Raw genomic sequence first — 14933 nt, forward strand, 5'->3', positions numbered from 1 at the left:
TTGGAAAGGGTTTGTTAACCAGACTCATAAACACTTTGGCAACGCATGCAATCAACGGTGACAGATATGTCCGTGCAGGGAACCATCCTTGTCCTCGACGGGACTTCGACCAATCGCATTATGCTAAAAGTTAAGCTGACGGCGGCGTGGTATCACGTAGTTCAGACTGAAAAGCTGCAGGGGCTGGCCGGGCTGCTAAGTCGCACGCGCCCCGATCTGGTGTTGGCGGCGCAAACGCTGCCCGATGGCTCAGCTGCGGACGTCAAAAGACTGGTGATGGCCAACGCGGAACTGGCCGATGTACCGGTCGTTGCAATCGCGCCGCAGAACGACAAGGCGGCAAGGTTACAGGCATTGTCGGATGGGTTGGACGACGTGTTGGCAGCCCCGTTCAAGGACACCCTGCTTCTGGCGCGAATTCGCAGCCTGCTGCGCGCGCGCAGATACACAAGAGCTTCAGTTGGGCGATGGATCCCATCCAGTCGGATTTGCAGAACCCTCGACTGTGCTGATTACGCCGCCGAAATCGGCCCATGTGGCTATACTGACCCAGAGCGCCCGGATCGGGACATTGTGGAAAACCGCATTGTCCGAGAGATCGCATCTCAGCCTAAGCACACATGCAGCTTCGAACATGCGTGCATTGCTGTCAGGGCCAGTGCCAGACGCGATCCTGATCGAAATAGATACGACGGCCGCGGGCCTGAATACGTTGGCGGACCTGAAGTCGCGCGGGGCAACTCGGCATACCGTATTGATCGCCGTCTTGGCCGATGAAAATGCGACAATGGCGAGCGAGGCGTTGGATCCTGGCGCTGACGCCGTGTGTATGGGGGGGTTCTACGTCGAAGAGGTTCAACTACATCTGGATAACCAGATCGCGCGAAAGGCCCGAATGGACCAGATGCGCGCCTCATTAAAGCGCGGGCTGGCCGAGTCATGGGTCGACCCCCTGACTGGGTTGCACAACCGTCGCTATGCTATGCAAGCTATGGATCAGATGGCACGACAACCATCACAAACCGGTCACGGTTTTGTTGTCATGCTGGCAGACCTGGATCATTTCAAAACCATCAACGACCGTTTTGGCCACGTCAGCGGCGACCAGGTTTTGACCGAGGCCGCAAAGCGAATGAAACGCACGGTTAGCGCGGCGGGATTTGTTGCGCGCATCGGGGGAGAGGAGTTTATGATAGGTCTGCCCAACAGCTCTCAGGCGGGTGCGATGGATTTGGCTAAAACCCTGCGTGACTGTATCAGCAAGACACCATTTTCCCTGCCCGATACCGCGGCCCCCGTGCCTGTCACCATCAGCATCGGCCTGACTGCACCGAACCCGCCCCTGCCCCTTGGTGACCCGGAGGAGCGGTTGCTGAAATCCGCCGATACTGCGCTTTATGCAGCCAAGAAGGCTGGTCGCAATCAAGTAAGGATCAGGCAGTGCTCTGCCTGAGACCCTCAGTCCTTTTTCTTATGGCCACGCGGGCCTCGTTTAACGACCTCCTCCAGCCGGTCGGCATAGACCAGACGCTCTTCATCGCTCATGGCTTCAACCCGAGCCAACCACTCTTGCTGCAGGGCATTCTGCAGGTCCGCCATGGACTGCGCTTGTTGGTCCAGCAGGGCTTGAACCGCCGCAGCGTCAAAGGGGTTTGCCCGCAAAGCAGTGCTGAGTTGGGCAAAATCCTGGGATCGGTTGTGTGCACCCTCTTTGTGTCGGTCGAACAGCTCGCCCCGTATGGCTTTACGCTCTTCCTTTGGCAGCGCACGATATAGCGCCGAACCAAAACCTGGCGGAGATTTAGCATGATCCCCCCCTTTGACCCGCAGTGCGGTCCCCAAGGCAACGCCGACGATCAACAGGTTCAAGGCCAGCGAGATGACCAGCAGAACCGACATCCAGCGGTTTTTGGGTTTGGGGCTATCGCTCATTCGGCGTCCTCCAGAAAACTCGTATCTAGACTTAGGTCAGCGACCACGAAACTAACATCCTGCGCGTAAATGTAATTGGCGGGATCAGGCAGAAACTCTGGTGCTGAAAAGCCGATCCAGACACCCGCCATACTGGCAGCAACCAAACCGCCCATTCCCTGCCAGCCGCCAAACCCGGCCAGAAGGCGCGCCCACAGAGAGTTTGTCTTTGGCTCATCTGGCTTCAGGCGACCCAGCCGAACAGATTCCGCGTCGGTGAGAATGCGCACAGCCAGATCATCCGGAAACTCATGCCGATCCTGCCGGGCTTGGGCGAACAACAGATCCAGATTGTCTTTGTCGTCAGTCATCGTCGTACCCCAGTTCATCTCGTCGCCCGGCCAGAATCGCCGCTAACGACCGTTTTCCTCGTGCCGTAAGGCTTTCCACCGCTTCCACCGAAATACCCATGATCCCAGCGATTTCAGGGTTGGGCAATTCCTCAATATGCCGCAAAACAACAGCTTGCCGCTGACGTTCGGGCAGTTGTGATAGTGCCATTTGCAGTGCATCCTTTCGGGCTGCGTCCTGTAGACGGTCGGCTGCACTGGCCTTTTCATCTGCCGGCTCTGGCACATCCGCCAGTCGGTCCGGCGTCTTTTTGCGGCGCAGATCAACACACAGATTTAGCGTCACGCGATAAAGCCACGTCGATACTTTGGCCTGACCGGGCACCCAATCAGGTGCCATCTGCCACAGGCGCATCATCGCATCTTGTGTCACATCTTCAGCCTCGGCGCGGTTGCCCAGAAACCGAAGGGCCACTGATAAGCTGCGCTGCGCAAGCCGATCGGTGAGAACGCGCGCCGCCGCGGCATCGCCTTCGGCAAACTGCCTGAGCAACACATCGTCGCCCAACTCGTCCGCGGCGTAATCCACGCCGCGAACGTATTGTGGAGCAGAGGTCAGGTCCTCCATCCCGCATCAGCTGTCGTCAGAGTCCGCTTTCCCATGTTTCTTGTGGCGCTTTCCCATTCTGTCTTTTGCATCGGCAAATTCCTCTTCCGAGATAGCGCCGTCCTCGTTCGCGTCGATCCGGTCAAACATCTTGTCAGCACGGCGCGGCTTGGGCAACTCGTCCTCGCTCAGAAAACCGTCCTTGTTGGCATCGTTGCGTTCAAACATCTTAGTAACACGGTCGTTGGCCTTCTTTTGACCTGCTGCCTGCATCTCTTCGACGCTCAGCTGGCCATCGCCATCGGTGTCGGCATTGGTGAAACGCTGATTCCGATGAGCCTGCATTTCTTCCTTGGTCACCTGCCCGTCACCGTTCGCATCGAGCTGTTGAAAGGTCACAGGTTCGCGATCTTTACCGCCTGCGGCGAAAACAGATGTGCCAGTGATTGCCAGTGCTGACACAATGATTGCCGGAATGAATTTGGCGCTTTTCATAACGTTTTTCCCTTGTTTTCGCGGCGCCATTGCCGCTGCTTACATAGGTTCAAACGGGACAGGCATCCCATTCCGTCGCAGGAAGAGAAACTTTTTTAGAAACGTCTTAGCGATGCAAAGCGACGCACCCCCTTTCCCGAAGCTGCAAACAAGCGTTATATCCTCATCATTGGAACGCGCGAGTATCAACATGACAGATCAGACGATCGAAACCCACGATGTAGAAGACCGCCCGACAAAGCCAGCACTGGTCAAAGGGTTCCGTTGCCGTTGCCCAAATTGCGGCGAAGGCAAACTGCTGCACAGCTACCTCAAGGTTAACAACGAATGTTCAAATTGCGGACAAGAGCTGTTTCACCATCGCGCCGATGACGGGCCGGCCTATCTGACCATTCTTCTGGTGGGTCACCTGCTGGCACCGGCGCTGCACTTATCTTATGTCCATTGGCGCCCAGAGCCCCTGACGATGTTCCTGGTTTTGGCAATTGGCTGTACTGCCCTGTCACTATTCCTGCTGCCACGATTGAAAGGGGCAGTTGTCGCCTATCAATGGGCTCGTCGCATGCACGGCTTTGGCCAGTCCGCGTGATCTTGGACCGCAAGTTGAGCAACGGATGACGGTGGACAAAAAAGCCATACGCGACGCGGCGACAGTCATCGTTTTGCGGGATCGTCTGACCAATCCATCCATCCTGATGGGGCAACGCGGTGCAAAAGCCGCGTTCATGCCCAACAAATTTGTCTTTCCAGGCGGCGCTGTCGATGCGTCTGATGCAGATGTTGCACTGTCAACAGATCTGCCCGCTGTGTGCTGTGATCGCCTTGCGGAGCGGTCACAAGCCGGGCTGCAAAATGCCTTGGCGGCGGCGGCGATCCGAGAGCTTTGGGAAGAAACCGGACTGATTTTGGGCCAACCAGGTGATTGGGCGGGCCCGCGGACCGAAGATTGGGCGACATTTGCGCAGATGGGATACCGCCCATCGGCACAAGCACTTCAGTTCGTTTTTCGTGCCGTCACCCCGCCTGGGCGACCCCGCCGGTTCGATGCACGCTTTTTCCTGGTAGACGCCGCCGCAATACAGGGCGATCTGGATGATTTCAGCCACGCCTCGGACGAGCTGTCACATCTGCAATGGGTGCCGCTGGACCGGGCGCGCGAATTCGACCTGCCGTTCATTACAGAAGTCGTGCTGGCCGAAATCGCCGCTCGGGTGACAGACCCAACGCCACCTGAAACTGTTCCGTTCTTTCTGAACAGTGAGGAGGAAAGCCTTTTCCTCAAACTTCGCGGTTATCCCATGCCAGAAGCAGACTGAGGGCCGGTGGCCCTCAGACACGTTATTTCATGCGGCTGATTACCGTGGTGACTTCGGGCTTTTTCCCAATCTCGGTCTTTGCTGTTTGGCGAACGATCCGGCGTATTGCCTCTTCCAGTTTGTCATCATCGCGCAGGGTCTTGGCATCGGCCCGCATCAGGAACTGATTCAGGTCTTCTTCCAGAACTTCAACCAATGCGGCACGGGACGATCCAATCTCGGACAGGCCCATCGTGTCGCACCATGGCTCACCCAATGGTTCGTCCTCTTCGTCCAGAATGACCGTGACCGTGACGTGCCCGTTCAGCGCCATACGAATCCGGTCACGCACCACCCCATCCAGGGCGCCAACTTTGACCGTGCCGTCCAGGTAGGTCCGACCGGTTTCGACATAGTCGACAACCCGTGGCGCATTCCCTGTCAGATCCAGCATGGTGCCGTTTACGGCCAGAATACCGGTACGCCCACCAGCTTCGGCCAGTTTGGCATGCTCGCGCAGGTGACGATGTTCACCGTGCATCGGAATGATCATCTGCGGATCGACCAGCCCGTGTACTTTCTCAAGATCCGGACGGTTGGCGTGGCCGGACACGTGATACAGGCCCGCACTGTCATCGACCACATCCACGCCCTTTTCACTGAGCTGATTCATGATGAAAATCACGCCACGCTCGTTGCCTGGGATGGTTTTGGACGAGAAGAGAAACAGATCGCCCTCTTTCAGTTCCAACCCGCGGTATTTGCCCCGCGCAAGTTGTGCGCTGGCCGCGCGGCGTTCTCCCTGGCTGCCGGTGACGATCAGCATCAGGTTCTGGCGCGGCATGTCCACAGCCTCTTCGGCGCTGACGACGCGTGGAAAGCTGGTCAGAATGCCCGTTTCAGTCGCGGCTTCAATCATCCGGCGCATCGCGCGACCCAGCAGAACGACCGAGCGCCCCGCCCGTTCACCTGCCTCGGCCAGCGTCTTAACCCGTGCGACATTCGACGCAAAAGTGGTGGCGACAACCATACCGCTGGCTTCTTCAACCAGCCTGGTGATCTCGGGACCGACCTCGGACTCCGAGCGGCCCGCATGGGGGGAAAACACGTTCGTGCTGTCACACACCAGCGCTTTGACGCCAGACTTGGCAACCTCAGCCCAGAGATTGGGGTCAAAAGGTTCACCAACGATCGGATTTTCATCCAGCTTGAAGTCGCCGGTATGTACGATCCGCCCCTCGGGCGTGTCGATCACCAGGGCAGCGCTTTCGGGGATCGAATGCGAGACCGGCAGGAAACCTACCTTGAACGGACCAACGGAAATCTGTTCGGGCCAGGCCGATGCAGTATGTACGGCATCCTCGGGGTATCCGTGCTCTTCCATCTTGCGGCGCGCGATGTTGGCGGTGAAGGCCCGTGCGAAGACAGGTGCACCCAGCGCCTCATAACAATGCGCCACAGCGCCCACGTGGTCCTCGTGTGCGTGGGTAACGAACACGGCTCCTAGCCGGTCGGCACGTTCGCGCAGCCACGAGATGTCGGCATGGATCAGGTCAACGCCCGGGGTGGTGTCCATGTCCGGAAATGTCACGCCCAGATCCACAAGGATCAGCCGTTCCTGACCGGGTTTGCCATAGCCGTAGACATAGGCATTCATGCCAATTTCGCCGGCGCCACCCAGCGGTAGGTAGATCAATCTTTCGCTGCTCATGTCGAGCCATTGTCCTTGTTATAGCGATGTATCACGGTAAGTCCGTGCATCGTCAGATCATCTTCGATTGCGTCAAACCCCACGTCCGCCTGATCGAACAGCGGCGCGAGCCCACCGGTTCCAACGACTTTCATCGGCATTCCGTATTCCGCCTTGATCCGGGAAATCAGCCCCTCGATCAATCCGGAATAGCCCCAATACACGCCGGATTGGATACAGCCAACCGTATTCGTGCCAATCACATTTTCAGGGCGGGTGATATCGATATGCGGCAGGGCAGCCGCGCCCTGGTGCAACGCCTCGAGGCTGAGGTTTACGCCCGGCGCAATGATCCCGCCGACATAGGCCCCATCCGCCGCAACCACGTCAAAGTTCGTCGCCGTGCCAAAATCCACAACAACCACGTTGCCGCCATGCCGGTCAAACGCAGCCACCGCGTTGGCCAGACGATCCGGGCCGGGCACTGTGCCCTCGTCAACACGCGGATTCATCGGCAACAGACAATCGGGCTTGCCCACGACAAGCGGCCGACATCCAAAGAACCGATCAGCAAAGACCCGCAGGTTGAACACAACCCGAGGCACGGTCGAGGCTATGATCACATCAGTAATTTCAGCCTCGATCCCATAGTGTTTCACCAGCGTCGAATACCACGTGAAGTAAGCATCAGCCGTGCGCGCGTGGTGGGTCGATGTGCGCAAGGTGCAAAGAAACCTTTCACCGTCCCAGATCGAGAACACAGTGTTTGTGTTACCGCAGTCGATAGCCAGAAGCATCTGAGCCTCCTTCAGAAAAACACATCCGCCGCCGGAATACTGACGCGGCCTTTGGCGGTGTTTAGGACAAGGTTGCCCCCTGCGTCCACCGTTTCAAAGGTTCCAACCGTTTCCGACGCTGCGGTACGGGCGGTGATGACCTCACCCAACTTGGCAGCCCGGGCCAACCACGCGGTCCGGATCGGTTCGAACCCGTAATTCACGAATTGACTTTCGTATCCGGCATAGGCGACAGCAAGTTCGGTCAGGAAATCCTCGGGCGTTACGTTGGCTCCGGCTTCGGACAATAGGGAAACCGGTCGGACGGCACCGGATTCAACCCGATCTGCTCCGGGTGACTCAGACAGGTTCACGCCGATGCCGATGGACAGGTGTGAAACACTGCGCCCCTGCCCCGTGCTTTCCAACAGGATACCCGCCAGCTTTCCGCCGTTCAGCAATACGTCGTTGGGCCATTTGAGAGACAAGCCTGTCGCCCGACCGGTCACTGCAACGCAGGCGTCAAACAGCGCCAGCGCAGCCACAAAGCTGCGCAGTGCGGCCTGTTCCGGATTTCCCTGTGGCCGCATCAAAAGGGTCGCGGCCAGATTTCCTTTGGGATTGACCCACGCCCGACCCCGCCGCCCACGCGCGGCCGTTTGGTGATGCGCCATGATCCAAACCGGCCCTGTTGTAGTCGGGGCCATGCGGGTGGCCTCGTTCAAGGTGCTGTCGACCTCTTGCAGCACGTGCAGGCCGTATCCCTGTGGCCAGTCCGTCATGTCAAAAAGGCCCGGTCCGCTGACCGAGCCCCCAAGTTTGATGTGTTACGCCGATCAATTGACAAGAGTAGCCGCAGCAGCAGCTGCTGCGCCTTCAATACCGAACTGATAGAACACGCCCACCAGCATCAAAGCGGCAGAGCCCATCAAAGCGACCCACAGAACTGGCGAAGAATGCGTCTCGATCGGGTCCTCGTTTTCGGCCCCGAAATACATGTAGAAGACGATCCGCAGATAATAAAACGCGCCGATGACCGAGGCGATGGCTGAGGCGATCACCAGCCCGGTCAGACCCGCGCTTACGCCGGCTTGCCAGACACCGAACTTGGCGAAAAAGCCCAGCATCGGCGGCACGCCTGCAAGGCTGAACATCAGGATCAGCACCGCTAGCGCCTTGCCCGGTTCGCGTTTGGAATATTGGCGTAGGGCGTCGATGTCCGTGACCGGTTTGCCGTCCCGCTCCATCATCAGGATGAAAGCGAACGTGCCGATATTCATCGTCACATAGATGGCCAGATACATCAGCATAGCCTTGATGCCCAATTCGGTCCCTGCAGCCAGTCCGATCAGCGCATAACCCATATGGGCAATCGACGAGAACGCCATCAGCCGCTTGATATCGCGCTGGCCAATCGCCGCGACAGCGCCCAGCAGCATCGACAGAACGGAGAGCAGGACAATCACCTGTTGCCAGTCCTTGATCACACCACCAAAAGCGTCGTGCATCACGCGTGCGAACAGGGCCATGGCAGCCACTTTCGGCGCTGTGGCAAAGAAGGCAGTGATTGGCGTGGGCGAGCCTTCATACACGTCCGGTGTCCACATGTGGAATGGCACGGCGGACACTTTGAACGCCAGGCCTGAGATCAGGAACACCAGACCAAACAGCAGGCCAACCGAAATTTCACCATCCTGAACCGTTTGGATGATACCCGAGAACAGCGTGGTGCCTGTGAACCCGTAAACCAGCGAGGCGCCGTACAGCAGCAAGCCCGAACTCAGCGCACCAAGCACGAAGTACTTCAAACCGGCCTCGGTCGATTTGGCACTATCTCGGCGCAGCGCGGCCACGACGTACAGCGACAGTGATTGCAGTTCCAGCCCCATATAAAGCGACATCAGATCGCCAGCGCTGACCATCATCATCATACCGACAGCGGCCAACGCAACCAACAGAGGGAATTCGAACCGCAGCAGATCGCGACGCGCCATATATTCCTGACTCATCACCAGAATGGCAGCCGCTGATAGCAGGATCGCCACCTTCGAGAATCTTGCGAACCCGTCATCGACAAACATGCCATTGAACGCGACATTGGTACCATCGCCGTTGGTCGCGATCCAAATCGCCAGCAACGCCATCAACCCAGCGGTTGTCCAGACCAGCAAAGGTGCCAGCCCGTCTTTCGTCGTGTAGACAGCTACCAACAGCGCCGCCATCGCATATACGGCCAGAACAATCTCTGGCAGGATTATCGTCAGATCAGCCTGGATCATGTCTCCAAAGCCCCCTTAATGCGATGCGGCTGACTGGGTCGCGGCCTCAGCCGCGGCCAGAGCCATGTCATAGTTCGAAATCAGCGCGGCGGTCGAGTTGCCGATTACATCGGTCACCAGCGACGGGTAGACGCCCAGCAAGATGGTCATCACAATCAGCGGCGCAAAGATCAGCCGCTCGCGCGAGCTCATATCCGTCATCGCCTTGAGGCTTTCCTTGATCAGATCACCAAACACGACGCGACGGTACAGCCATAGCGCATAAGCAGCCGAGAAGATTACGCCAGAGGCCGCCAAAGCCGTCACCCATGTGTTGACCTGGAAGGTGCCCATTAGCGTCAGGAATTCTCCGATGAAACCACTGGTGCCAGGCAGACCTACATTGGCCATCGTGAACAACATGAAGACCAGCGCATAGGCTGGCATGCGAATGACCAGACCGCCATAAGCCTCGATGTCGCGAGTATGCATCCGGTCATAGATCACGCCAACACACAGGAAGAGCGCAGCCGAGATGAACCCGTGGCTGAGCATCTGGAAGATCGCACCGTCGATCCCCTGCTGGTTCGCCGCAAAAATACCCATGGTCACAAAACCCATATGCGCGACCGAGGAATACGCGATCAGCTTTTTCATATCTTCCTGCACCAGCGCCACCAGCGAGGTGTAGACAACGGCAATCGCCGACATCCACAACACTACATCGGTCATTACTGCCGAGCCCACGGGGAACATCGGCAGGCTGAACCGCAAGAAGCCATAGCCGCCCATCTTCAACAGGATCGCCGCAAGAACGACCGACCCGGCGGTCGGCGCCTGAACGTGCGCATCCGGCAGCCAGGTGTGTACTGGCCACATCGGCATCTTCACGGCAAAAGAGGCGAAGAATGCCAAGAACATCAGTGTCTGCATGCCGCCGACAATATAGATGCCAAGCACGCTGAACCCTTCGGACGAGAAGTGATGGCTCATCAGTGCTTCGATATCTGTAGTGCCCGCATCCGCATACATCGCGACCATCGCCACCAGCATCAGCACTGATCCAAGGAAGGTATAGAGGAAGAACTTGAAGCTGGCGTAAATGCGTTCTTTGCCGCCCCAGATGCCGATGATCAGGAACATCGGGATCAGACCTGCCTCAAAAAACAGATAGAACAGGACCAGATCCAGCGCCATGAAGACGCCCAGCATCAGCGTCTCCAGAAGCAGGAAGGCGATCATGTATTCCTTGACGCGGTCCGTGACGTGCCAGCTGGCCAGAATGGTCAGGGGCATGATGAAGGTGGTCAACAAGACAAACAGAACGCTGATACCGTCCACGCCCATCTTGTATTTCAGACCCAGCAGCCATTCGCCTTCTTCCACCATCTGGAAGCCGGTGTTGGACGGATCAAACCCCGTATAGATGCCGATCGAGACCAGGAACGTCACCGTGGTTGCCACCAGTGCGACCCATTTGGCATTGCGCTGTGCGGCCGAGTCCTCGCCATGCAGGAACAGGGCCAGAATGCCTGCTGCCACAGCGGGGATGAATGTGACGATGGAGAGGATATTATCCATTAGTGTGCGCCTCCGCCGATCGAAATCCAGGTTACAAGGGCAGCGATACCCAGAACCATCCAGAAGGCGTAAGTAAAGATGTAGCCCGTCTGCGCCTTGCCAGCGAGGCGGGTAAAGAAGGGTACAACACCCAAGGCCACTCCGTTGAGGAAACCGTCAATGGTGTTGCCATCACCCCGTTTCCACAGGAACCGGCCAAGGGCGATGGTGGGTTTGACGAAGACAGCATCATAGATTTCGTCAAAGTACCACTTGTTCAGAAGGAACAGGTACAGAGGACGTTGGTTCTGCGCCAAACGCGCCGGCAGCGACGTGTTCACGATGTAGAACCAATAGGCCACGATAAAGCCCAAAGCCATAGCAACAAAGGGCGAAACCTTGACCCACTTGGGGGCAGCATGCGCATCGTCCAGAACATGGTTATCCGGCGCGATGTAAATCGCGCCCTCGCCCGGCTCACCCGCGAACACGTAATGGTGGTCGTCGCCGTGAGCCGCTTTTTCTTCGTGCCCGGCGTCATCTCCATGGCTTTCATCCGCGTTCGCCTCATCCGCATGCGTATCGTCACCATGGGTCGTATCGGCTGCACCGTGATCACCGGTCTCAGCATGCTCAGACGCCTCAGCCACCGGTATACCGTAGAACTTGCCGACCTTGTCTGTGTGACCAAAGAAGCTGCCATACCAGATCATCCCGGCAAACACCGCACCTAAGGACAGAACACCCAGCGGCACCAGCATGGTCATCGGACTTTCATGCGCGTGCTCATGCGTATGCTTGTCGCCACGCTCTTCGCCATAAAAGGTCAGGAAAATCAGACGCCAGCTGTAAAATGACGTGAACGCCGCCGCGATCACCAGCATCCAGAAGGCATATCCGGTGCCACCGGCAAAAGCGCTTTCGATGATGGCATCCTTGGACAGGAACCCGGCGAACCCAATTTGGGTCAGCGGGATGCCGACGCCTGTAATCGCCAGGGTGCCGATCATCATCGCCCAGAATGTATAGGGGATCTTCTTCCGCAGGCCGCCGTATTCGGTCATCTCCTGCTCGTGATGCATCGCGTGGATCACTGAACCTGCGCCAAGGAACAACAGCGCCTTGAAGAATGCGTGCGTCAGCAAGTGGAACATCGCTGCCGAATACATGCCAACACCCGCGGCCACGAACATGTAGCCCAACTGAGAACAGGTCGAATAGGCAATGACGCGCTTGATGTCGGTCTGAACCAGGCCAACGGTTGCAGCAAAAAACGCGGTCGAGGCCCCAAGGAAGGTGATGAACCCGGTGGCACCCGGCGCAAATTCCATCAATGGCGACATCCGGCAAATCAGGAACACACCAGCGGTCACCATGGTTGCGGCGTGGATCAGCGCCGACACAGGCGTCGGGCCTTCCATCGCGTCTGGCAACCAAGTGTGCAGGATCAGCTGCGCCGATTTGCCCATCGCGCCGATGAACAGCAGGACACAGATCACCTCGATTGCGGTCCACTCGCCCCAAAGGAAGTGCAACTTCTCTTCGGCCAGCGCAGGGGCCGAGGCAAAAATGTCCGAGAAATTGATGCTGTCGGTCAGGAAGAACAGCGCGAAGATGCCCAGAGCAAAGCCAAAGTCGCCAACCCGGTTAACGATGAATGCTTTCATCGCTGCCGCATTGGCCGTGGGCTTGCGATAATAGAACCCGATCAGCAGGTACGAGGCTACACCCACACCTTCCCAACCAAAGAACATCTGTACCAGATTGTCCGCTGTCACCAGCATCAGCATGGCGAAGGTGAAGAACGACAGATAGGCAAAGAAGCGCGGCTTATAGCTCTCGCCCTCGCGCCACTGCGGATCGTGATCCATGTAGCCGAAGGAATAGAGGTGCACGAGCGCCGAAACCGTCGTCACCACGATCAGCATGATCGCGGTCAGACGATCCAGTCGAACGGCCCAGCTTGTCGACAGCGATCCGCTTTCGATCCAGCGCATGATCTCGATCTGCTGGGTCACACCTTCAAACGAGAAGAACACTATCCATGACAGCAGACAGGCCAGGAACAGCAGGCCCGTTGCGGTCCACATGGCGGCTTTCTCGCCAATGAACTTCCAGCCGAACCCGCAGATCAGCGCGCCCACCAGCGGGGCAAAGAGGATGGTGGTTTCCATATTCTCTTACCCCTTCATCATATTGACGTCTTCAACCGCGATCGTGCCACGGTTGCGGAAGAAACAGACCAGAATGGCCAGCCCGATCGCCGCTTCGGCCGCCGCCACGGTCAGCACGAACAGCGTAAACACCTGCCCGACCAGATCGCCGAGGAAGCTTGAGAACGCCACAAGGTTGATATTCACCGCCAGCAGCATCAATTCGATGCTCATCAGCAGGATGATGACGTTCTTGCGGTTCAGGAAGAGACCGAAGATGCCGATGACGAACAGCGCCGCCGCGACCGTAAGATAGTGTTCAAGTCCGATCATCGTCTAAAGCCCCTGCCCCGGTTTCACGTCCTTCAACTCCATCGCCTTGGCCGGGTCGCGCATCATCTGGCCGACGATGTCCTGACGCTTGATGTCCTTGCGGTGGCGCAGAGTCAGAACAATGGCACCGATCATGGCCACCAGCAGGATCAGACCCGCCAGTTGGAACAGAAGGAAGTATTGATCGTAAAGAATGATACCCAGCGCTTCGGTGTTATGGCGGTCCACGGGGATCGGTTGCGCTAGATTGGCGGCAGCACCCTGCGCGCTGTCCCAGGCCCCAAAGGCCATGACGAACTGCATCAGGATCACCAGACCGATCAGCAGGGCCAGCGGCATATAGCGCGCCATCTCGGCCTTGAGCTCGGCAAAGTCCACGTCCAACATCATCACCACGAAGAGGAACAGCACTGCCACCGCGCCCACATAGACGATGATCAGCAGCATCGCCACGAACTCGGCCCCCAGCAGCACGAACAGCCCTGCTGCTGACAGGAACGACAAGATCAGCCAAAGCACCGAGTGCACCGGCTGGCGGCTGATCACTGTGAACAGCCCGCCGGTGATGGCACTGATGGCAAACAGGTAGAAGGCAAAGACGGTCATTGATCCGTATCCTCGTTGTCGCCCATGACCTCTTGCGCCAATTCCAGCGCGCGGGTCATGGCCGGGATGCCGGCAAAGACCGACATCTGACCGATCGCTTCCACGATCTCTTGTTTCCTGGCGCCCGCTTCCAGCGTGTGGCGCACGGTCTGACGCACCGCCGCGTCCGCCTGCGCGCCCTGGCAGGTCAGACCGGCCAGCGTCAGCAGCAGCCGCGTCTTGGCATCCAGCCCGTCCTTGTTGACGGTGTTGCCAAACATCATTTCCATGACCTCTTTGGGCATGGTCGGCCACAGCGCCTCGAACCCTTTGGGCGAGAAATTCTCCATCGCCGGGTTCATCGCCTTGGCCATGTCCTGCGCCTGCTTCATCATCAGGTCGAACGGATTTTGGGGCGTGTCAGTCATCGGTACGGCGCGTCCATTTCCAGATTGCGGGCGATCTCGGCTTCCCAGCGTTCGCCGTTGTCGAGCAGCTTTTCCTTGTCATAGAACAGCTCTTCGCGAGTTTCCGTGGCGAATTCGAAGTTCGGACCCTCGACGATGGCGTCCACCGGACAGGCCTCTTGGCAAAAACCGCAATAGATGCACTTGGTCATGTCGATGTCGTAGCGCGTGGTGCGTCGGCTGCCGTCTTCGCGCGGTTCGGCGTCGATGGTGATGGCTTGTGCCGGGCAGATCGCCTCGCACAGTTTGCAGGCAATGCAGCGTTCTTCGCCGTTCGGATAACGACGCAGGGCGTGCTCGCCGCGGAAACGCGGAGACAGCGGGCCTTTTTCATGCGGGTAGTTAATGGTGGCCTTTGGCGCGAAGAAGTACTTCAACCCCAGCTTCATGCCGACCCAAAAGTCCTGCAGCAGAAAGTATTTCGCAGCGCGGGTGTAGTCGATTTGGGTCATG

Annotated in this window: 18 protein-coding genes; 4 read left to right on the forward strand and 14 right to left on the reverse strand. The window is 58.0% G+C overall.

Annotated features, from left to right (window positions below):
• Positions 1-66 precede the first annotated feature (66 nt).
• Both DHN12_RS24885 and DHN12_RS24890 read left to right on the forward strand, forming a co-directional pair.
• The gene (locus tag DHN12_RS24885) at positions 67-777 is read left to right on the forward strand and encodes a two-component system response regulator (RefSeq protein ID WP_234416699.1); all 711 of its coding nucleotides are present in this window, start codon (positions 67-69) and stop codon (positions 775-777) included.
• Positions 659-1453 carry a GGDEF domain-containing protein gene (locus DHN12_RS24890; RefSeq protein ID WP_234416700.1) on the forward strand — a complete coding sequence of 265 codons (795 nt, stop codon included), beginning with the start codon at positions 659-661 and terminating at the stop codon, positions 1451-1453. Before DHN12_RS24885 ends, DHN12_RS24890 begins: the two co-directional genes overlap by 119 nt.
• Before the next feature lie 5 nt (positions 1454-1458).
• On the opposite strand, the gene DHN12_RS18840 is transcribed toward DHN12_RS24890, so the two are convergent.
• From DHN12_RS18840 to DHN12_RS18855, 4 genes are read right to left on the reverse strand one after another with little or no spacing between them, the layout of a single operon-like run.
• Entirely contained in the window at positions 1459-1932 is a 474-nt protein-coding gene (locus DHN12_RS18840; RefSeq protein ID WP_108861566.1) for a periplasmic heavy metal sensor, read from the reverse strand.
• Entirely contained in the window at positions 1929-2282 is a 354-nt protein-coding gene (locus tag DHN12_RS18845) for a hypothetical protein (protein ID WP_108861612.1), read from the reverse strand. Before DHN12_RS18845 ends, DHN12_RS18840 begins: the two co-directional genes overlap by 4 nt.
• Complete coding sequence (locus tag DHN12_RS18850) at positions 2275-2889, reverse strand: RNA polymerase sigma factor (RefSeq protein WP_108861567.1); 615 nt, start codon at positions 2887-2889, stop codon at positions 2275-2277. The genes DHN12_RS18845 and DHN12_RS18850 overlap by 8 nt, the downstream gene beginning before the upstream one ends.
• Positions 2890-2895: 6 nt before the next feature.
• Positions 2896-3363 (reverse strand): EF-hand domain-containing protein, encoded by a 468-nt coding sequence (locus tag DHN12_RS18855; RefSeq protein WP_058279674.1) that lies wholly within the window; start codon positions 3361-3363, stop codon positions 2896-2898.
• A gap of 190 nt (positions 3364-3553) precedes the next feature.
• On the opposite strand from DHN12_RS18855, the gene DHN12_RS18860 reads away from it, so the two are divergent.
• Together DHN12_RS18860 and DHN12_RS18865 are read left to right on the forward strand one after the other, a co-directional pair.
• Complete coding sequence (locus DHN12_RS18860; RefSeq protein WP_058279642.1) at positions 3554-3952, forward strand: DUF983 domain-containing protein; 399 nt, start codon at positions 3554-3556, stop codon at positions 3950-3952.
• A 25-nt stretch (positions 3953-3977) separates the two neighbouring features.
• Entirely contained in the window at positions 3978-4679 is a 702-nt protein-coding gene (locus tag DHN12_RS18865) for an NUDIX hydrolase (protein ID WP_108861568.1), read from the forward strand.
• Between the two features lie 22 nt (positions 4680-4701).
• On the opposite strand, the gene DHN12_RS18870 is transcribed toward DHN12_RS18865, so the two are convergent.
• Genes DHN12_RS18870 through nuoI form a run of 10 tightly spaced genes read right to left on the reverse strand, consistent with a single transcriptional unit; the run spans position 4702 to position 14932 of the window.
• On the reverse strand, positions 4702-6369 hold the full coding sequence (locus tag DHN12_RS18870) for a ribonuclease J (RefSeq protein WP_108861569.1): 1668 nt from the start codon (positions 6367-6369) through the stop codon (positions 4702-4704).
• The gene (locus DHN12_RS18875) at positions 6366-7145 is read right to left on the reverse strand and encodes a type III pantothenate kinase (protein ID WP_058274409.1); all 780 of its coding nucleotides are present in this window, start codon (positions 7143-7145) and stop codon (positions 6366-6368) included. Before DHN12_RS18875 ends, DHN12_RS18870 begins: the two co-directional genes overlap by 4 nt.
• 11 nt (positions 7146-7156) lie before the next feature.
• On the reverse strand, positions 7157-7906 hold the full coding sequence (locus DHN12_RS18880; RefSeq protein ID WP_108861570.1) for a biotin--[acetyl-CoA-carboxylase] ligase: 750 nt from the start codon (positions 7904-7906) through the stop codon (positions 7157-7159).
• Between the two features lie 54 nt (positions 7907-7960).
• Positions 7961-9403 carry an NADH-quinone oxidoreductase subunit NuoN gene (nuoN, locus tag DHN12_RS18885; protein ID WP_108861571.1) on the reverse strand — a complete coding sequence of 481 codons (1443 nt, stop codon included), beginning with the start codon at positions 9401-9403 and terminating at the stop codon, positions 7961-7963.
• A gap of 15 nt (positions 9404-9418) precedes the next feature.
• A complete protein-coding gene (locus tag DHN12_RS18890; protein ID WP_108861572.1) occupies positions 9419-10963 on the reverse strand; it encodes an NADH-quinone oxidoreductase subunit M in 1545 nt (514 codons plus the stop codon).
• On the reverse strand, positions 10963-13116 hold the full coding sequence (gene nuoL / locus DHN12_RS18895; protein WP_108861573.1) for an NADH-quinone oxidoreductase subunit L: 2154 nt from the start codon (positions 13114-13116) through the stop codon (positions 10963-10965). The genes DHN12_RS18890 and nuoL overlap by 1 nt, the downstream gene beginning before the upstream one ends.
• 6 nt (positions 13117-13122) lie before the next feature.
• A complete protein-coding gene (gene nuoK / locus DHN12_RS18900) occupies positions 13123-13428 on the reverse strand; it encodes an NADH-quinone oxidoreductase subunit NuoK (RefSeq protein ID WP_108861574.1) in 306 nt (101 codons plus the stop codon).
• Positions 13429-13431: 3 nt separating this feature from the next.
• Positions 13432-14034 (reverse strand): NADH-quinone oxidoreductase subunit J, encoded by a 603-nt coding sequence (locus tag DHN12_RS18905; protein ID WP_108861575.1) that lies wholly within the window; start codon positions 14032-14034, stop codon positions 13432-13434.
• Positions 14031-14441, reverse strand: coding sequence for a carboxymuconolactone decarboxylase family protein (locus DHN12_RS18910; RefSeq protein ID WP_108861576.1), 411 nt, complete (start codon positions 14439-14441; stop codon positions 14031-14033). Before DHN12_RS18910 ends, DHN12_RS18905 begins: the two co-directional genes overlap by 4 nt.
• On the reverse strand, positions 14438-14932 hold the full coding sequence (nuoI, locus tag DHN12_RS18915; protein WP_050602762.1) for an NADH-quinone oxidoreductase subunit NuoI: 495 nt from the start codon (positions 14930-14932) through the stop codon (positions 14438-14440). Before nuoI ends, DHN12_RS18910 begins: the two co-directional genes overlap by 4 nt.
• Between the last annotated feature and the right edge of the window lies 1 nt (position 14933).

The sequence above is a fragment of the Ruegeria sp. Alg231-54 genome (assembly GCF_900143525.1).
Classification (GTDB): domain Bacteria; phylum Pseudomonadota; class Alphaproteobacteria; order Rhodobacterales; family Rhodobacteraceae; genus Ruegeria.